The organism is Mesorhizobium sp. B2-8-9, assembly GCF_006439475.1.
Classification (GTDB): Bacteria; Pseudomonadota; Alphaproteobacteria; order Rhizobiales; family Rhizobiaceae; genus Mesorhizobium.
Genome location: NZ_VFTQ01000018.1, coordinates 1 through 18,743, shown reverse-complemented (window position 1 = coordinate 18,743; position 18,743 = coordinate 1). Strand labels below are relative to the sequence as shown.

The window sequence follows — 18,743 nt, the reverse complement described above, 5'->3', positions numbered from 1 at the left end:
ATTGCCCGGCTGTATGATACATGTACGGGAATTGCTTCGCCGCGGGGCCCTGGCAAACCAGGGGCAAAGCAACAGGAGTTCGATTGACAAACGGAAGCACCGAGCCGGGCGAGAGCAAGGGCGCCAAAAGCACGCTTGCCAGTTCGGTCTACCAGCAACTGCGCGACGACTTGCTGCGCGGAGCCCTGGAGTCCGAGACGAAACTGCGTGTGGAGTGGGTCGTTTCCCGCTATGGCGCCGGCGCCTCGCCGGTGCGCGAGGCGCTCAACCGCCTGGCCGCCGAGGGCCTGCTCGGCCGTCACGACCAACGCGGCTTCTTCCTGATGCCGGTCAGCGCCGCGGAACTGGAGGAGCTGACGCGCACGCGCTGCTGGCTGGAGGAGCGGGCGCTGCGCGAATCCATTGCGCACCGCACCGCAGAATGGGAAGAGCAACTGGTGCTTGCCCTGCACCGCCTGGCGCGCGCCGAGCGCCGCCTGCCGGATGACCCGGCAACCAACAATCCGGAATGGGAAAAACTGCACCGAGCTTTCCACCGGGCGCTGATCGCGGCGTGCCGGTCGCACTGGCTGATCGGCTTTTGCGATCAGCTCTCCGACCAGGCCTCGCGCTACCGCCTGATCGCGCAAAACGCGCCAGGCACGGGGCGCGACGATCTCGGCGAGCACCGCATCATCGCCGAACGCACGCTGGACGGCGACGCCGACGGCGCGGTCGAGGCGCTTCTCAATCACTACCGCCTCACCGCAGCGATGTGCATGGAACGCCTCGCCCAGGGTTATTATCCGAAGGCCGGCAAGTCCCAACGCGGCCGTAAATAGCGGATCGAAAAATCAACGCAGTTTTTGCTCCGAGCGCCAAATCTGGTATTCGCTCAGGCGAGCGCAAGGCATGCGCCATTCGGCCTTCGTCCGCTTTGAGGACATCTCATGACCAATCATCTCTTCAGCGCTTTCCGCTCCCGCATGCCGGCGCCCGGCCGGCTGCTGATGGAGACGGATGACGGCCGTTCGATCACCTATGGCGACATGCTGGCGAAGTCGGCGCAGCTGGCGCATGCCCTCGCGCAGGCCGGCATCGAGCCCGGTGACCGTGTCGCGGTTCAGGTCGAGAAGAGCCCGGAGGCGATGCTGCTCTACCTCGCCTCGTTACGCGCCGGCGCGGTCTTCCTGCCGCTCAACACCGCCTATACGCTGCCCGAGCTCGACTACTTCTTCCGCGACGCCGGGCCGAGGCTGATCGTTTGCGATCCCGGCCGCCTTTCGGGCGTCGAACCGCTTGCCGCGGCGGTCGGCGCCACAGTGCTCACGCTCGGCCGCGATGGGCAGGGAACGCTGGCCAGCCAGGCTTCGCGGCAGGCGACGGATTTCAGCGATGTCGCGCGCGGGCCGGACGATCTTGCCGCGATCCTCTACACTTCCGGCACGACTGGCCGTTCCAAAGGCGCGATGCTCAGCCACGAGAATCTCGCCTCGAATGCCCGCGTGCTGGTGGAGCAATGGCGCTTCGGCGCCGACGACGTGCTGATCCACGCGCTGCCCATCTTCCACACACACGGCCTGTTCGTCGCCACCAACGTCGTCTTGATGGCCGGCGCGACAATGTTTTTCGAGCAGAAATTCGATCCCGCGCGCATTCTGTCGCTGATGCCGCGCGCGACGGCTTTGATGGGCGTGCCGACCTTCTATGTGCGGCTGTTGCAGCAGGACGGCCTGACATGCGAGGCGGCGAAGACGATCCGGGTCTTCATTTCCGGCTCGGCGCCGCTGCTCGCCGAGACGCACAAGGCTTGGCGCGAGCGCACCGGCCACGCCATCCTCGAGCGCTACGGCATGACCGAGACCAACATGAACACGTCCAACCCCTATGACGGGGAGCGGCGCGCCGGCACGGTCGGCTTCCCCTTGCCCGGCGTTTCGCTGCGCATCACCGATCCCGAGACGGCCAAGCCGCTGGCCCAAGGCGAGATCGGCGTGATCGAAGTCAAGGGACCGAACGTCTTTGCCGGCTATTGGCGCATGCCCGACAAGACCAAGGCCGAGTTCCGCGACGACGGCTTCTTCATCACCGGCGACCTCGGCCTGATCGATGCCGACGGCTATGTCCACATCGTCGGGCGCGGCAAGGACCTGATCATCTCGGGCGGCTACAATGTCTATCCGAAGGAGATCGAGAGCGAGATCGACGCGCTCGACGGTGTCACCGAAAGCGCGGTGATCGGCGTGCCGCATCCCGATTTCGGCGAAGGCGTCACGGCGGTAGTGGTGCGCAAACCGGGCGCGGCGATCAGCGCCGCCGACATTGCCGGCGCCATCGCCGGACGGCTGGCGAAATACAAGCATCCGAAGCAGGTGATCTTCGTCGACGAACTGCCGCGCAACACAATGGGCAAGGTGCAGAAGAACGTTCTGCGTGAGGCGTATAGGGATATCTACGCCGGCTAACGCCACTGCGTCGTCATCCTAGGCCGAAGCAGGAGCGAAGCGACGCGCGCAGACCCTAGGATCCACTCCGTGACGCTAAGGCATTGCAACGGTTACAGAATTCTGCACCATTGCGCTCTGCGGCAGAGGTCGCGGAATGGATCCTCGGGTCAAGCCCGAGGGTGACGAAAATCGCGAAGGCCTACGCTCCGAACAATTTCCTGCCGCCGATCCAGACGTTCCTGACATCCAGCCCCTCCGACAGCCCAACAATGTCGGCGGCGGTGCCGTTGGCGAAGCGGCCGAGGCGGTGGGCCTGGCCGATCGCCTCGGCCGGATAGAGCGAGGCCATGCGCAGAGCCTCGTCAAGTTCCAGGCCGACGATGCGATGGACGTAGCGCACCGCGGAAATCATGTCGAGATCGGCGCCGGCCAGCGTGCCGTCGGCAAGCCGCAGACTCCCGTCCTTGCGGTAGATGGTGCGGCCGTTGAGCGTGAACGATGTCATGTCGGTGCCGATCGTCGCCATGGCGTCGGTGACCAGCACGATCTTGCCAGGCCCCTGCTTGCCGCGCAGCGCAAGCGTCATCGTCGCCGGATGGACATGGATGCCGTCGGCGATGATGCCGGCGTACAAGCCGGAGTCGATCGCCGCGCCCGCCAGACCCGGCTCGCGGTTGCCGATCTGGCTCATGGCATTGAAGAGGTGCGTGACCACCGTGGCGCCGGCTTCGGCGAAGGCGGTAGCCGTCGCGTAGTTGGTATCGCTATGCCCGAGGCTGACGACGACGCCGGCTTTGGCGAGCGCTGTGACGCGGGCCGGCTCGACCGATTCCGGCGCGATCGTGGTGAGCAGGACGGGAAGCTGTTTGCGCGCCGCGATCAGCGCCGCCTGATCGGCGTCGGTCATCGGTCGGATCAGCGCCGGATCATGCGCGCCCTTGCGGGCTACCGAGAGATGCGGTCCTTCCAGGTGCAGCCCGAGGAAGCCCGGCGCCTTTTCCCGGGCGGCCTCGGCGCCGGCGGCGATGGCGGCGGCGGTGATCGCCGGCGTGTCGGTGATCAGCGTCACCAGCAGCGCGGTGGTGCCGAAGGGCGCGTGCGCCCGGCAGATGGTCGTGATCGAGGCAACATCGGGATGGTCGTTGAGCATGACGCCACCGCCGCCATTGACCTGGATGTCGACGAAACCGGGCACAAGCAGGCCGCCGCCGGTCTCGACCGTCGAAACGCCGGACGGAATGGCGCCGGTGGGCAGGATGGCCTCGATGACGTCGCCCTTGACGACGAGGGAGGCGTTGTCATGCCAGTCGGCGCCGTCGAAGATGCGGGCGCCGGTGAGTGCGAAACGGTCGCTCATACGGTTTCCGTCACCTTGCGCAGGTTGCGCGGCGCATCGGGGTCGAGGCCGCGATGGCGCGCGAAGGCCTCGACGAAGCCGTAGAAGGACACGATTAGCGGCAGCGGATCGGTCAGCGGGTGGCCGGTGGCGACATGGGGAAGAAGCCGCGCGGCCTTCGCCTTGTCGGAGGTGATGAAGGCGGCGGCGCCCTTGGCCGTCAGGCCGTCGGCCGCCTCGGCGACCGAGGGTTCGGACGCATCGCGCGCGGCAAGCGCCAGGACCGGGAACCCGGGGCCGACCAGCGCCAGCGGCCCATGCATGACTTCGGCGGCGCTGTAGGCCTCGGCGTGCATGGCGCAGGTTTCCTTGAATTTCAGCGCCGCCTCGCTGGCGATCGCGAAGGACGGGCCGCGGCCGAGGATGAACAGCGACTGCGGGTTCTCCAAAGCGCCGGCGAGCGCCATCCAGTCGCAGGCGATCGCCTTCTCAAAATGGCCGGGAAGGCCGGCGAGCGCCTTAAGCAGTGGTTGGTCGTCGGTCGCATGCGCCATCAGCGCAAGGCCGGCAACGGCCGAATTGACGAAGGTCTTGGTGGCCGCGACGCTGCGCTCAGGTCCGGCCAAGATATCGATGGCATAGTCGGAGGCCCGCGCCAGCGGCGAGTCCGCCGTGTTGGTGATGGCGACGGTGAGCGCGCCGCCGGCCCTTGCCGTTTCGGCCATGGCAACGATGTCGGGGCTCTTGCCCGACTGCGAGACCGCCAAGCAGGCCGAGCCCCGGAGCCTCAACCTGGCGCCATAGATCGACGCGATCGACGGCCCAACGGAGGCGACCGCCAGGCCTGCCGTCAGCTCGACGGCATATTTCATGAAGGTCGCGGCATGGTCGGACGAGCCGCGCGCCACGGTGACGACGAAATGCGGATCGCGCTCGCGAAGGCCGCGACCGGCCTCGGCCAACATGGCGGACGAGCCGTCGAGAAGGCGGGCGGCGGCTTCAGGGATCTCGTCGATCTCGCGCCGCATATGGGTGGTGTTGGCGCTCATGGCCGGATCTCCTCTCCCGGCCCGGTCAGCCGGAGTTCCGCGACGAAATCATAGGCGTCGCCCCTGTAGACCGAGCGGGTGAACTCGATCACCTTGCCGCTCGCCAGATAGGAAATGCGCTCGATCTGCAGTCCGGCAACCCCCGGAGGCACTTCCAAGAGGCGCGCATCGGCGTCGCCGAGATTGGTGGCGGAGATGCGCTGCACGGCACGTACCGGGCGATTGCCGGTCGTTTCCAGCGCCGCATAGAGCGAGGAGCCGATCGCTTCGGGATCGGGCAGGACGCTGGCCGAGAGCGCCGCGCGCTCGATCGCCAGCGGCGTGTCGTTGGCGATGCGCAGGCGCGCGACGCGAGCCACCAGCTCGGTCGAGGAAAGGCCCAGCACCATCATCTCGTCCGGCGACGGCGCATAGAGGCCGCGGTCGAGCCAGACCGAACGCACATTCATGCCGCGGCGCGCCATGTCCTCGGTGAAGGAGGTGAGCCGCGACAGCGACTGCTCGACGCGCTCCATGCGCGGCGCGACGAAGGTGCCCGAGCCGTGGCGCTGGACGAGGATGCCGCCCTTGACCAGGTCCTGCACCGCCTTGCGCACGGTGACGCGCGAGATGTCGGCCTTGCTCGCGATGTCGCGCTCGGAGGGCAACGCGTCGCCCGGACCGATCAGGCCGCGATTGACCGCTTCCTCGATGCTGCGCCTGAGCTGCAAATAGAGCGGCGCGCCGCTCTGCGAGGATTCTTTCAGCATGGAGAAGATCTGGTCGGCGGCGCTCATCGGGCGGCCTCCGAACCCTTGGCAAAGATGCGCAGGGCCATCTGCACGGCGCCGCCCAGCGCATCGTCGAGCGGGGCTTTGAGCAGCGCCCGATAGCGTGCCGAAAGGCGCGACGCATAAAGCGGCGCCAAGCCGCCGAGCAGGCAGAGCGGCGCATCGTCGGCAAGATCGAGCGCGTTGAGCGAGGCCTCGACATCGGCGACCGCCTTGCTGAGGATAAAGTTGGCGACGAGATCGCCCTTCTCGGCATGCTCGAAGACCTTTGGCGCGAAGCCGCCGAAATCGCCGGGCTTGGCGTTGGTGGTGAATTCGACCACGTCTTCGGGATTGTTGCGGAAGACGGCGAGCATGGCGTCGGTCAAGGGCGAGCCCGGACGGATGCCGTCATAGGCAAGCAGCGTCTGTTCCAGCAGGTCGCGGCCGATGCGGGCGCCGCTGCCCTGGTCGCCGACCTGGAAACCCCAGCCGCCGATGGCGCGCGACTTGCCGTCCTTACGCGCCATATAGGCGGTGCCGGTGCCCAGAATGGCCATGGCGCCGTCACTAGGCCCGACCGCGCCCTCTAGCGCGATCTCGGCGTCGGTTTCGACACGACTCCGGCTGAAGGGCAGGATCGCCTCGAGCTGCTGCCGGTAGGTGCCGACATTGGCGCCGGCGAGACCGAGAATGGCCGGTGTTTGGGGAATCAGCTCCGGATCCGCGCCGGCGGCCAGAAAAGCCTGCCTGGCCGCCTCGACAATGTTGGTACGGGCGCCAGTGAGGTCGGTGCGGATGTTGGCGGCGCCGCTCTTGGCGCGGCCGACAACGGCGCCGCCGACGGTCGCAAGGGCCGCCCTGCAGCTGGTGCCGCCGCCATCGATGCCAAGCACGAATTTCACGCGATTTCTCCTCGGAGCCGGATAATACCAATAAAATACCAATAGCCAAGAGTTAATTTCTGTTCAAAAAAGATTAAGGCGCATTTTGTTGAAAAATCACGTTAATTTGCCGACAAGGGAGGTCCGCCGCCTGAAATTCATTAATGCGTGTGGACAAGTGGTATTTTTTTGGTATTGTTCGCTCAATCGGAGGAAAATGCATGGCCGAGACGCGCACCGAAGCGCTCCACCAGAATGCCGAGGGGCTGGATGTCCAGGCCCCCGAAACCATTCTGGCGTTCCTGGCCAGCGCCCAGATCGAGGCCGGCAAGGCCGTGCACGGCGCCATTCCGGCGATTGCCGTTGCCGCCGAACTCATCGCGAAGCAATTGAAGAGCGGCGGCAAGCTTGCCTATGCGGCGGCTGGCAGCTCCGGCTTGATGGCGCTGGCCGACGCGCTGGAACTGCCCGGCACCTTCGGCATTGCGCGCGACCGCATCGCCATTCTCGTCGCCGGCGGCGACGACGCCTTCCGCACGCTGGCAGGCGGGCCGGAGGACGACACCGGGGAAGCGTCGGCGGCGGTTGCCGCGGCCGCCATCGGCAAGGGCGACTGCCTGATCGCCATCTCGGCCAGCGGCTCGACCCCTTATGCGGTTCAGGCGCTCCAGGACGCGCGGCGCCGGGGCGCCGCCACCATCGCGATTGCCAACAACCGGGGCGCCGTCCTATTCGAGCAGGCCGACGTCGCCGTCCTGCTCGAAACGCCGCCTGAGCTGATCGCCGGCTCGACGCGCATGGGCGCGGGCACGGCGCAGAAGATCGCGCTCAACATGCTTTCGACGCTCACTGCCATCCATCTCGGCCATGTCCATGACGGCTATATGGTCAATCTCACCGCCGACAACATCAAGCTGCGCGACCGTGCCGTGCGCATGGTCGCCGCCATCAGCGGCAAGAGCGGCGACGACGCCGCCCGCCTGCTCGAAGAGAGCCGCGGCGGCGTCAAGACCGCCATTCTGCTCGCCGCGGGCGCCGCCAGCGCCGACGCGGCCGAGAAGATACTGGAAGGAACCGGCCAGAAGCTCAGGCCGGCGCTTTCCGCGCTGGGGCATGATTCCGAAAAGTGGAACCCGCTTTTCGGAAAAGATCATGCCCTAACAAAGAGGTAGGGCCCTTTTCATCCCGATTTCCATCGGGGTGAAACGGGCTTGCGAGGGGAGCAAGGGGCGCTGAGCCTCTGTTCTCAAAACCGAACCTGAAAAAGGTCAACAGGGAGACTGAAGATGAAGACCAAACTACTGACGGCCCTTCTGCTCGGCACAAGCATCCTCGGCACGACCGGGATGGCGCTGGCCGAGGACGTGACGCTCAACATCGAAAGCTGGCGCGGCGACGACCTGACCATCTGGAAGGACAAGCTGATCCCGGCTTTCGAAGCCAAGAACCCCGGCATCAAGGTGGTGTTCGCGCCTTCGGCGCCGACCGAATACGACGCGGCCCTCGGCGCCAAGCTCGCTGCCGGCTCGGCGGGCGACCTGATCACCTGCCGCCCCTTCGACAAGTCGCTGGAGCTGTTCAAGAAGGGCAACCTCGCCGACCTGAGCTCGCTGCCTGGCATGGAGAACTTCTCGCCCGTCGCCAAGGCCGCCTGGCAGACCGACGACGGCAAGTCGAGCTTCTGCGTGCCGATGGCCTCGGTCATCCACGGCTTCATCTACAACAAGGATGCCTTCGACAAGCTCGGCATCAAGGTGCCGCAGACCCGCGACGAGTTCTTCGCCGCGCTCGACAAGATCAAGGCGGACGGAACCTACATCCCGATGGCGATGGGCACCAAGGACCTCTGGGAAGCCGCGACCATGGGCTACCAGAATGTCGGCCCGAACTACTGGAAGGGCGAGGAAGGCCGCCAGGCGCTGATCAAGGGCGAGCAGAAGCTCACCGATCCGCAGTGGGTCGAGCCCTTCAAGGAATTGGCCAAGTGGAAGCCGTATCTCGGCGACGGCTTCGAGGCGCAGACCTATCCGGACAGCCAGAACCTGTTCACGCTCGGCCGCGCCGCCATCTACCCGGCCGGCTCGTGGGAAATCGGCCTGTTCAACACCCAGGCGCAGTTCAAGATGGGCGCCTTCCCGCCGCCGGTCGAGAAGGCAGGCGACACCTGCTACATCTCCGACCACACCGACATCGGCATGGGCCTGAATGCGGCATCGAAGCATGCGGAAGAGGCCAAGAAGTTCCTCTCCTGGGTCGCCTCGCCGGATTTCGCCACCATCTACGCCAACGCGCTGCCCGGCTTCTTCAGCCTGAACTCCTCGCCGGTGAAGATGGAAGACCCGCTGGCGCAGGAGTTCGTCTCCTGGCGCGGCAAGTGCAAGTCGACGATCCGCTCGACCTACCAGATCCTGTCGCGCGGCACGCCGAACCTCGAGAACGAGACCTGGGTTGAATCGGCCAATGTGATCAACGGCACCGACACGCCGGAAGCCGCGGCCAAGAAGCTGCAGGACGGCCTCGACAGCTGGTACAAGCCGGCGAAGTAAGAGCATCGATTGCGATGCCGGCCGGGCTCGGGCCCGGCCGGCGTTCAAACAGTTCCCGATAGCGATTGTCGGCGCAGCCTCCCGGTCTTACCCTCGCCGTGCGGGGAAGACGGAGCCGATCTGTCGCTGGCCTTGTCTTTCTCCTCAAGGGGACAGCCAAGCCGTGCATCGAGGCATCAGCTAGCATCAACCGACCTGGAACCCAGAGACGGCGGGGAACCGAACTCATGGCTACCGAACTCATGGCTGCAGAAACGCGACCGAAAAGAGCGATCCGCTGGCATGTCGGCGTCTTCCTGGCGCCGGCGGTGCTGGTCTACACCGCATTCATGATCCTGCCGCTGTTCGGCACGCTGCAGCTTTCGCTGTTCCGCAACATCGAGCAGTCCCAGGTCTTTGTCGGACTGGGCAATTTCCGCACGCTGTTCGGCGATCCGAACTGGTCGGTGAATTTCTGGAATGCGCTCAGGAACAATGTCTGGTTCTTCATCATCCACATGCTGGTGCAGAACCCGATCGGTGTGCTTCTGGCGGCGCTTCTTTCCAGCCCCCGGCTGCGCTTCACCGCCTTCTACCGCACGGCGATCTTCGTGCCGACGATCCTGTCCTTCGTCATCGTCGGCTTCGCCTGGAAGCTGATCCTGTCGCCGATCTGGGGCGTGGCGCCGCATCTGATGGATTTCGTCGGATTGAAGAGCTTTTTCACGCCGTGGCTCGGCAAGGAGCAATATGCGCTCACCGCGCTCAGCCTGGTCTCGGTCTGGCAGTTCGTCGGCATCCCGATGATGCTGATCTATGCAGCGCTGCTGTCGATCCCCGACGAGGTGATCGAGGCGGCCGAATGCGACGGCGTCACCGGCATGGCGCAGTTCTGGAAGATCAAGCTGCCGCTGATCCTGCCCTCGATCGGCATCATCTCGATTCTGACCTTCGTCGGCAATTTCAACGCTTTCGACCTGATCTACACGGCGCAAGGGGCGCTGGCCGGGCCGAACTATTCGACCGACATCCTCGGCACCTTCCTCTACCGCGCCTTCTTCGGCTTCCAGCTGCAGGTCGGCGATCCCAACATGGGCGCGACTATCGCCACGATCATGTTCCTGATCATCCTCGCCGGCGTCTGCGTCTACCTGTTCCTCGTGCAGACGCGCCTGCGTCGCTACCAGTTCTGAGGCGCGTCATGAGCACAGCCACACGTTCGCTTCCCCGCGCCATCGGCGCGCATGCGATCCTCCTGACCTACACGGCGATCGCGCTGTTTCCGGTGATCCTGGTGGTGATGAATTCGTTCAAGTCGCGCGCGGGCATCTTCGGCGCGCCGCTGACGCCGCCGACGCCGAAGACCTTCGACCTGATCGGCTATACCACGGTGATCGGCCAGGGCGACTTCATTCACTATTTCCAGAACAGCCTCGTCGTCACCGTCGCCTCGCTGTTCTTCGTGCTTCTGTTCGGCGCGATGGCCGCCTTCGCGCTGTCGGAATACCGCTTCCGCGGCAACACGATGATGGGGCTCTACCTGGCGCTCGGCATCATGATCCCGATCCGCCTCGGCACCGTCGCCATCCTGCAATTGATGGTGGCGACCGGGCTGGTCAACACGCTGACCGCGCTGATCCTGGTCTATACCGCGCAAGGCCTGCCGCTGGCGATTTTCATCCTGTCGGAATTCATGAAGCAGGTGTCCAGCGACCTGAAGAATGCAGGCCGCATAGACGGGCTGTCGGAATACACGATCTTCTTCCGGCTGGTGCTGCCGCTGGTGCGTCCGTCCATGGCGACCGTCGCTGTCTTCACCATGATCCCGATCTGGAACGATCTGTGGTTCCCGCTGATCCTGGCGCCTTCGGAGGAGACCAAGACCGTGACGCTCGGCGCGCAGCTCTTCCTCGGCCAGTTCGTCACCAACTGGAACGCGATCCTGGCGGCGCTGTCGCTGGCGATCCTGCCGGTGCTGATCCTCTATGTCATCTTCTCGCGGCAGCTGATCCGCGGCATCACGTCGGGAGCGGTGAAGTGAGCCGCAATAGCCAACTTTTGATAGGGCTGCGCTTCACCCTCTCAGGAAAAAATGGAGCAGTCAGGTGAGCGATAAAACCTCTCTTCGTGTCGCAAATCCTCTACGGGTAGTCGTCGCCGGCCTCGGCAATATGGGCCGCAGCCATGCGCTCGCCTACCACAGCAACCCAGGCTTCGAGATCGCCGCACTCGTCAACCGTTCCGACATGCCGCTGCCGGACGGGCTCGCCGGCTACGGCATAAGGCGCTCCTTTGACGACGCGCTGCGGGACGAGAAGCCGGATGTCGCGGCGGTCGCCACCTATTCCGACAGCCATGCCGACTATGCGGTGCGGGCCCTAGAGGCCGGCTGCCATGTCTTCGTCGAGAAGCCGCTGGCGACCACGGTTGCCGACGCAAAGCGAGTCGTCGATGCCGCGAAGGCCAACGGCAAGAAACTGGTGATCGGCTATATCCTGCGTCACCATCCGTCCTGGGTGCGGCTGATCGCCGAGGCGCGCAAGCTCGGCGGCCCATATGTCTTCCGCATGAACCTCAACCAGCAATCCTCCGGCCACACCTGGGAGACGCACAAGCAGCTGATGCAGACGACGTCGCCGATCGTCGATTGCGGCGTGCATTATCTCGACGTGATGCTGCAGATCACCGATTCGAGACCCGTCGAAGTACGCGGCATGGGGGTGCGGCTGAGCGACGAGGTGGCGCCCTCGATGTACAATTACGGGCACCTGCAGGTGCTGTTCGAGGACGGCTCGGTCGGCTGGTACGAGGCCGGCTGGGGGCCGATGATCTCGGAAACGGCCTTCTTCGTGAAGGACGTCATGTCGCCGAAGGGCTGCGTCTCGATCGTGATGAAGGAGGGCGTCAGGTCCGACGACATCGACACCCATACCAAGACCTCGACGATTAGGCTGCATAGCGCGGCGACTGGGCCGGACGGCAAATTCGCCCGGGAGGACCAACTGCTGTCGATGGAAGGCGAACCGGGCCACCAGGAGCTTTGCGACCTCGAACAGGCCTTCCTGCTCAAGGCCATCCGCGAAAACATCGACCTAACCCGCCACATGGACGATGCCGTGAAATCGCTCGCCGTCTGCCTTGCCGCCGACGAGAGCGTGCGCAGCGGCAACGCCGTGAAACTCTAGAACAGGGACGACGCCGTGGGTTCGCTGAAGATCGAGAATGTGAAGAAGGCTTTCGGGCCGGTCGAGGTGCTGAAGGGCATCAACCTCGAAGTGACGGACGGCGAGTTCGTCGTCTTCGTCGGCCCGTCCGGTTGCGGAAAATCGACGCTGCTGCGCGTCATCGCCGGCCTGGAAGATTCGACCTCCGGCCGCGTGCTGATCGATGGCACGGACGTTTCCGTCACGCCGCCGGCCAAGCGCGGCATCGCCATGGTGTTCCAGACCTACGCGCTCTACCCGCATCTGACGGTGAAGAACAATATGGCGCTTGGCCTGAAGCAGGCCGGCACGCCGGCGGCCGAGATCGAGCGGCGCATCAAGATCGCCTCCGCGATGCTGTCGCTGGAGCCCTATCTCGAGCGCCGCCCGGCGGAACTGTCGGGCGGCCAGCGCCAGCGCGTCGCCATCGGCCGCGCCGTGGTGCGCGAACCGAAGCTGTTCCTCTTCGACGAACCATTGTCCAACCTCGATGCCGCGTTGCGCGTCAACACCAGACTTGAGATCGCGCAGCTGCACCGGCGGCTGAAGGCGACGATGATCTACGTCACCCACGACCAGGTCGAAGCGATGACGCTGGCCGACAAGATCGTGGTGCTCAACGCCGGCCGCATCGAGCAGATCGGCAGCCCGATGGAGCTCTACAATTCGTCGGCCAACGAATTCGTCGCCGGCTTCATCGGCTCGCCGAAGATGAATTTCATCGACGGCGCCAGGCTTGGCGAGACGGCCAAGACCATAGGCGTGCGGCCGGAACATGTCACTGTCGACGCGACGTCGGGCGCCTGGAAAGGCACGGTCGTGCATGCCGAGCATCTCGGCGCCGACACCAATCTTTATCTCGACTGCGAGAAGGCCGGGCTGATCACCGTGCGCATCTTCGGCGTCTACAACGCCGAGCCGGGCGCGACGCTCTACGCGACCCCGGATGCGGCGAAGACGTATCGGTTTGGGGCGGATGGGAAGGTGCTGAAGTAGCGCCGGCTTCCCCTTCTCCCCTTGTGGGAGAAGGTGGCCGCGAAGCGGCCGGATGAGGGGGGTTGGAAGGATCTCGTCGCGGCAGAATGAAACGTGGGATATCTTCAATCTTCAAGGCGGCACTCCGCTGGAGCACCCCTCATCCGTCTCGGCGCTGCGCGCCGATCCACCTTCTCCCACAAGGGGAGAAGGGATAGTCGCACCTTACTCGTCCGCCTTGAAGGTCTGCTTCTGCTGGCCGAGCCCTTCGATGCCGAGCTCTACGACGTCGCCGGGCTTCAGGAACACCTGCGGCTTCATGCCGAGGCCGACGCCGGGCGGGGTGCCGGTGGAGATGATGTCGCCGGGATGCAGCGACATGAATTGGCTGAGATAGGCGACCAGATACTTGACGCCATAGACCATGGTCCTGGTCGAGCCGTTCTGCATTGTCTTGCCGTTGACGGTCAGCCACATCTTCAGGTTCTGCGGGTCGGCGACCTCGTCCTTGGTGACCAGCCAGGGGCCGGTCGGGCCGAAGGTGTCGCACGACTTGCCCTTGGTCCACTGGCCCTGGCGTTCGGCCTGGAAGGCGCGCTCGGAGACGTCATGCGCGACGCAATAGCCGGCAACATAATCCAGCGCGTCGTCCTCCGAGACATACTTCGCCGTCTTGCCGATGATCACGCCGAGCTCGACTTCCCAGTCGGTCTTGACCGAGCCGCGCGGGATCAGCACGTCGTCATCGGGCCCGACGATCGCCGAGCTTGCCTTCATGAAGATGATCGGCTCCGGCGGCACGGTGGCGCCGGTCTCGGCGGCGTGATCGGAATAGTTCAGGCCGATGCAGATGAACTTGCCGGTGCCGGCGACGCAGGCGCCCAGGCGCGGCTTGCCGGGGACCACCGGCAGCGACTTCGGATCGAGCTTCGAAAGCATCTCCAGCGAAGCCGGATGAAGCGCCGTGCCGGCGATGTCGGCGACATGAGCCGAAAGATCGCGGATCGTCCCATCTGCATCGAGCAGGCCGGGCTTTTCGCAGCCAGCTTCGCCATAGCGCAACAACTTCATCTCAACGTTCTCCACCTTGCGGCCAAGGGCCGGTTTTGCAAATTCCCATCAAAGTCAGCGGACCGTAGTTGCCGACCCCGTCCACGGCAAGCAAGCCTCGCTACTATGCCGACCAAATCGTCGAGATTTTCAGACGTTTCGATCCGACCGCCCCACCGATATCCGAGCCTCTCGTCAGATCGACCAGCCGCCATCGATATTATAGGCCTGCCCCGACGTGTAGGTTGCGCCGGCAAGATAGACGGCGAGATCGGCGATCTCCTCGGGCGTGCCAAGCCTGCCCATGGGCTGGCGGGCGATGAAGGCCGCGCGCGCTGCCTCATAATCGCCCTGGGCATGCATGCGGTCCTGAAGCGACGGGCTTTCGACCGTGCCCGGGCAGATCGCGTTGCAGCGTATGCCCTTGGCGACATAATCGGCGGCAACCGCCTTGGTCAGGCCGACCACGGCTGCTTTGGTCAGTCCGTAGACGAAGCGGTTCGGCACACCCTTTTGCGAGCTTGCCAGCGAGGCCATGTTGATGATCGAGCCGTCGCCGCGCTCCAGCATGCCCGGCAGCACGGCGCGGATGGTGCGGATCATCGAACGGACATTGAGGTTGAGCGCGAAGTCGAGATCCTCGTCCTTCATCTCGAGGATGGAGCCGCCATGGACGAAACCGGCGCAGTTGAACAGCACGTCGACTTGGCCGATCTCGGCGAAGGCAGTAGCGACGGCCGCATCGTTCAGCACATCGAGCTTGCGTATCTTGATGCCAGGCGTCTTGCCCATCTCGGCCAACAGCGGCTCGTTGATATCGGTGGCGTGAACGGTCGCGCCCGTCTTGGCGAAAGCCAGCGCGCTCGCCCGGCCGATGCCTTGCGCCGCCGCGGTGACGACGACCACCTTACCTGCCAGATCCGCCATGCTTTTCTCCTCACCTGCCTGGTGCGTCCGCGTCTATTGATGGCCAGTCCGGGCGTCATGCGCCAGACCGTCAGCACCGTACGGCCTAAGTTCTTGCCCATAGATAAAGATGTTTTTTCTGGTTAAAGAACACCCGCACAAGCGTCAAGCCCGAACGCCATCACCTTCGCGGCAGCTGCTTTAATGCATATAGTCTGTCGCGGCACAAGGACTTGTATGACAACGGGGCAACAAGTTCCGCTGCCCTGGACCATTCGGGCACGCCGCGCTTCGTAAGCGATCAATCGCCGTAAGGCACCCAGACATTCTTGACCTCGATGGCGCGGCGCAGGATGGCCTCGCCGGCCGCCTCGCCCGAGGCCCAGTCGAGGCTACGACCATTGCCGGTCCAGACGCGCTTGAGGTTGCCGATGGAGTCGGCCTCCGCCTTGGCGCAGGTGTCGGCATCGGCGAAGACCCAGAGCCCGTCGACGTCGTCATGCTTGGCCAGCACGCCGGCAAGCTCGGCGCTGCGGCCGGTGACGATGTTGATCGCGCCGGCCGGAATGTCGGAATATTCGATCACTTGGTAGAGGTCGGTGGCCAGCAGCGGGTGGCGCTCCGACGGGACGGCAACAACCGTGTTGCCCATGGCGAGCGCCGGCGCGACCAGCGAGATGAAGCCCAAAAGCGGCTGGTTGTCCGGCGCGACGATACCGACGACGCCGACGGGCTCATGCAGCGCGAGCGTCACGACACGGGCCGGCGGCTGGTGCACGCGGCCTTCGAACTTGTCGGTGAGGCCGGCATACAGGAACAACCGCTCGATCGACTGCTCGACCTCTTCGCGCGCGGCCTTGGCGCCGACGCCGGTGAGTTGGACAAGGCGCGCGGCGAACTCGTCGGCGCGGCCCGACAGGTTCTCGGCGAAGTAATAAAGCACCTGGCTGCGGTTGAAGGCCGTCGCCGCTGGCCAGGCCTTGCAGCCACGCGCGGCTGCGACGGCGTCGCGGATATCCTTGCGGTTGCCGAGACCGACTTCGCCTGCCAGCTTGCCCTTGGCGCTGGCAATGGCGATCGAGTAATTGCCATCCGGGCGCACCTGCTTGCCGCCGATGAACAGTTTTGCCGTGCGGTCGATGGCCAAGCCGTCGGCCTGCTCGACCGGCTGGGCCGAGCCGGCCGCGGCCGGCTTGATGGCGGGGCCGACCGGCAGCTTGGCGGCGAGATATTCGAACATGCCTTCGCGGCCGCCTTCACGGCCAAAGCCGCTTTCGCGATAGCCGCCGAAGCCGCAGGCGGCGTCGAACATGTTGGTGCCGTTGACCCAAACCACGCCCGCCTTCAATTGCGGCGCGACATGCAAGGCGAGGTTGATGTTCTCACTCCAAACGGACGCGGCAAGGCCGTAGCGCGTGTTGTTGGCAAGCTCGATCGCTTCCTCGGTGTTGCGGAAGCTCATCGTCGCCAGAACCGGGCCGAAGACCTCTTCCTGCGCCAGAATATTAGCCGGCGAAACACCCGTCGCCAGCGTCGGCAAGTGATAATAGCCGGAGGATGGCAAAGCGGCGTCCGGCTGCCAGCAGACGGCGCCTTGTTTCGCGCCCTCCGCGATCAGGCCCTTGACGCGGTCGAGCTGGGTGCGGTCGACCAGCGGGCCGATATCGGTGTTCTTGTCGAGCGGGCTGCCGACGCGCAGCCGGCTCATCCTGACCTTGATCTTGGCGATGAAGGCCTCCGCAACGCCTTCCTGCACCAGCAAGCGCGAGCCGGCGCAGCAGACCTGGCCCTGGTTGAACCAGATGCCGTCGACCAGGCCTTCGACGGCGCTGTCGAGATCGGCATCCTCGAAGACGATGAAGGCCGACTTGCCGCCAAGCTCCAGTGAAAGCTTCTTGCCCGACCCGGCGGTGGCCTTGCGGATGATCTTGCCGACTTCCGAAGAGCCGGTGAAGGCGATCTTCTGGACGCCGGGATGATTGACGATGGCCGCACCGGCCTCCGGTCCGCCCTGGACGATGTTGACGACGCCCTTCGGCACGCCGGCCCGCTCGCAGATCTCGGCGAACAATATGGCGGTGAGCGGCGTGAATTCGGCCGGCTTCAGCACCACCGTGCAGCCTGCGGCCAAGGCCGGCGCGATCTTCCAGGCCAGCATCAGCAGCGGGAAATTCCACGGGATGACCTGGCCGACGACGCCGACCGGCTTATGGTCGGGAAAGTCCTTGTCCAGCGTCTGCGCCCAGCCGGCATGATGGATGAAGTGGCGGATCGCCAGCGGCACGTCGATGTCGCGGCTTTCGCGGATCGGCTTGCCGTTGTCGATCGATTCCAGCACCGCGAACAGGCGCTGGTGGCGCTGCATGGCGCGGCCGATGGCATAGAGCACTTTCGCGCGGGCGTAGCCCGAGGATGCCGACCATTTTGGCAGCGCCTTTGCTGCCGCCGCGACCGCCGCGTCGATATCGGCGGCGGCGGCATCCGAGATCTCGGCCAGAAGCTTGCCGGAAGACGGCTCGCTGGTGTCGAAAGTCTTGCCGCTTGCCGCCGGCTTCCAGCCGCCGTCGATGAACAGCGCCTTGGAGAAGTCGCGTGCGGCGAGCCAGGCATCCGCCTCATTGCGGGCCTCCGGCGCCGGGCCGTATTCCATGGCGTGATAGCGTTCGAGAATGTTCATGGGGCGCACTCGTAGCCTACGCCATCGCGTGGCGGTGGTTGGCCGAATAGTGGCCGGTCAAATGATGTTCGAGCTGGCGCTCGATGTCGGTGAGTAGGCTGGAGGCGCCGAAGCGGAACAGGTCCGGCTCGAGCCAGGGACGGCCGAGCTCCTCTTTCATCAGCACCAGCCAGTCGAGCGAGACTTTTGCCGTCGAAATGCCGCCGGCCGGCTTGAAGCCGATGAGATAGCCGGTCTCCTCAAAATAGGCGCGGATGGCGCGCACCATGGCAAGCCCGACAGGAAGCGTGGCGTTGACGCTTTCCTTGCCGGTCGACGTCTTGATGAAATCGGCGCCCGCCATCATCGCCACCATCGACGCCAGCATGACGTTGCGCAGCGTGGCAAGGTCGCCGGTACCAAGAATGACCTTGAGATGCGCATCGCCGCAGGCGGCGCGCATGGCGACGATCTCGTTGAACAGCTCGCGCCATTTGGCGCCATAGACCAGGCCGCGTGGAATGACGACGTCGATCTCGTCGGCGCCGTCCTTCACCGATGCTTCGATCTCCTGCAGGCGGGTCGAGAGCGGCGCAAGGCCGTGCGGGAAAGCAGTCGAGACGGCGGCGACATGGATGCCGGTGCCGCGCACGGCGTCGACCGCGGTGGCGACGAAGGGATGGTAGACGCAGACCGCCGCCGGACGGATCGCCTCGCCTGATATGCCGAGGCCCTCGACGATATCGCGACGCAGTGGGTTGATCGCCTTGGCGCAAAGCCGGCGCACGCGCTCGTCGGTATCGTTGGAGTTCAGCGTGGTGAGGTCCATGCAGGCGATGGCGCGCAGGAGCCAAGCGGCCTGGTTGTCGGCCTTGATCGAGCGCCGCTTGGTGAGCGTCGCGACGCGACGCTCCAGCGCCGAGCGGTTGACGCTGCGCACCGATTCCAGAAAGCCGAGATCAAGCTTCATGCCGGGGTTGCGGG

At 65.0% G+C, this 18,743-nt stretch carries 16 protein-coding genes; 8 read left to right on the top strand and 8 right to left on the bottom strand.

Features of this window, described 5'->3' with window-relative positions; translation table 11 throughout:
* Positions 1–83 precede the first annotated feature (83 nt).
* Both FJ423_RS20815 and FJ423_RS20810 read left to right on the top strand, forming a co-directional pair.
* Positions 84–821, top strand: coding sequence for a GntR family transcriptional regulator (locus FJ423_RS20815; RefSeq protein WP_246680211.1), 738 nt, complete (start codon positions 84–86; stop codon positions 819–821).
* A gap of 108 nt (positions 822–929) precedes the next feature.
* Positions 930–2,444: a malonyl-CoA synthase gene (locus tag FJ423_RS20810; protein ID WP_140844617.1), complete on the top strand. Its 1,515-nt coding sequence runs from the start codon at positions 930–932 to the stop codon at positions 2,442–2,444.
* Positions 2,445–2,625: 181 nt separating this feature from the next.
* On the opposite strand, the gene nagA is transcribed toward FJ423_RS20810, so the two are convergent.
* Genes nagA through FJ423_RS20790 form a run of 4 tightly spaced genes read right to left on the bottom strand, consistent with a single transcriptional unit; the run spans position 2,626 to position 6,465 of the window.
* Positions 2,626–3,783 (bottom strand): N-acetylglucosamine-6-phosphate deacetylase, encoded by a 1,158-nt coding sequence (gene nagA / locus FJ423_RS20805; protein ID WP_140844615.1) that lies wholly within the window; start codon positions 3,781–3,783, stop codon positions 2,626–2,628.
* A complete protein-coding gene (locus tag FJ423_RS20800) occupies positions 3,780–4,811 on the bottom strand; it encodes an SIS domain-containing protein (protein ID WP_140844613.1) in 1,032 nt (343 codons plus the stop codon). The genes nagA and FJ423_RS20800 overlap by 4 nt, the downstream gene beginning before the upstream one ends.
* A complete protein-coding gene (locus FJ423_RS20795; RefSeq protein WP_140844611.1) occupies positions 4,808–5,587 on the bottom strand; it encodes a GntR family transcriptional regulator in 780 nt (259 codons plus the stop codon). Before FJ423_RS20795 ends, FJ423_RS20800 begins: the two co-directional genes overlap by 4 nt.
* Positions 5,584–6,465, bottom strand: coding sequence for an N-acetylglucosamine kinase (locus FJ423_RS20790; protein ID WP_140844609.1), 882 nt, complete (start codon positions 6,463–6,465; stop codon positions 5,584–5,586). Before FJ423_RS20790 ends, FJ423_RS20795 begins: the two co-directional genes overlap by 4 nt.
* A 200-nt stretch (positions 6,466–6,665) precedes the next feature.
* Here FJ423_RS20790 and FJ423_RS20785 point away from each other — a divergent pair, with 200 nt between their 5' ends.
* The 6 genes from FJ423_RS20785 (at position 6,666) to FJ423_RS20760 (ending at position 13,168) form a co-directional block, all read left to right on the top strand.
* Positions 6,666–7,616, top strand: a complete 951-nt coding sequence (locus FJ423_RS20785; RefSeq protein ID WP_140844607.1) for an N-acetylmuramic acid 6-phosphate etherase — start codon at positions 6,666–6,668, stop codon at positions 7,614–7,616.
* A 114-nt stretch (positions 7,617–7,730) separates the two neighbouring features.
* Positions 7,731–8,990: an ABC transporter substrate-binding protein gene (locus FJ423_RS20780; protein ID WP_095768147.1), complete on the top strand. Its 1,260-nt coding sequence runs from the start codon at positions 7,731–7,733 to the stop codon at positions 8,988–8,990.
* Positions 8,991–9,232: 242 nt separating this feature from the next.
* Entirely contained in the window at positions 9,233–10,162 is a 930-nt protein-coding gene (locus FJ423_RS20775) for a sugar ABC transporter permease (RefSeq protein ID WP_095768146.1), read from the top strand.
* Between the two features lie 8 nt (positions 10,163–10,170).
* The gene (locus FJ423_RS20770; protein ID WP_140546948.1) at positions 10,171–11,010 is read left to right on the top strand and encodes a carbohydrate ABC transporter permease; all 840 of its coding nucleotides are present in this window, start codon (positions 10,171–10,173) and stop codon (positions 11,008–11,010) included.
* Between the two features lie 130 nt (positions 11,011–11,140).
* Entirely contained in the window at positions 11,141–12,154 is a 1,014-nt protein-coding gene (locus FJ423_RS20765; RefSeq protein WP_140844820.1) for a Gfo/Idh/MocA family oxidoreductase, read from the top strand.
* 15 nt (positions 12,155–12,169) lie between these two features.
* On the top strand, positions 12,170–13,168 hold the full coding sequence (locus tag FJ423_RS20760; protein ID WP_140844605.1) for an ABC transporter ATP-binding protein: 999 nt from the start codon (positions 12,170–12,172) through the stop codon (positions 13,166–13,168).
* A gap of 204 nt (positions 13,169–13,372) precedes the next feature.
* Here FJ423_RS20760 and FJ423_RS20755 read toward each other — a convergent pair whose 3' ends face one another.
* From FJ423_RS20755 to deoC, 4 genes are all read right to left on the bottom strand, one after another.
* Positions 13,373–14,218, bottom strand: coding sequence for a fumarylacetoacetate hydrolase family protein (locus tag FJ423_RS20755; protein ID WP_140844603.1), 846 nt, complete (start codon positions 14,216–14,218; stop codon positions 13,373–13,375).
* 174 nt (positions 14,219–14,392) lie between these two features.
* Positions 14,393–15,124 (bottom strand): SDR family oxidoreductase, encoded by a 732-nt coding sequence (locus FJ423_RS20750; RefSeq protein ID WP_140844601.1) that lies wholly within the window; start codon positions 15,122–15,124, stop codon positions 14,393–14,395.
* Positions 15,125–15,404: 280 nt separating this feature from the next.
* Complete coding sequence (locus FJ423_RS20745) at positions 15,405–17,780, bottom strand: aldehyde dehydrogenase family protein (RefSeq protein WP_140844599.1); 2,376 nt, start codon at positions 17,778–17,780, stop codon at positions 15,405–15,407.
* A 16-nt stretch (positions 17,781–17,796) separates the two neighbouring features.
* The coding region (deoC, locus tag FJ423_RS20740; protein WP_140844597.1) for a deoxyribose-phosphate aldolase at positions 17,797–18,743 on the bottom strand (947 nt) is incomplete at its 5' end.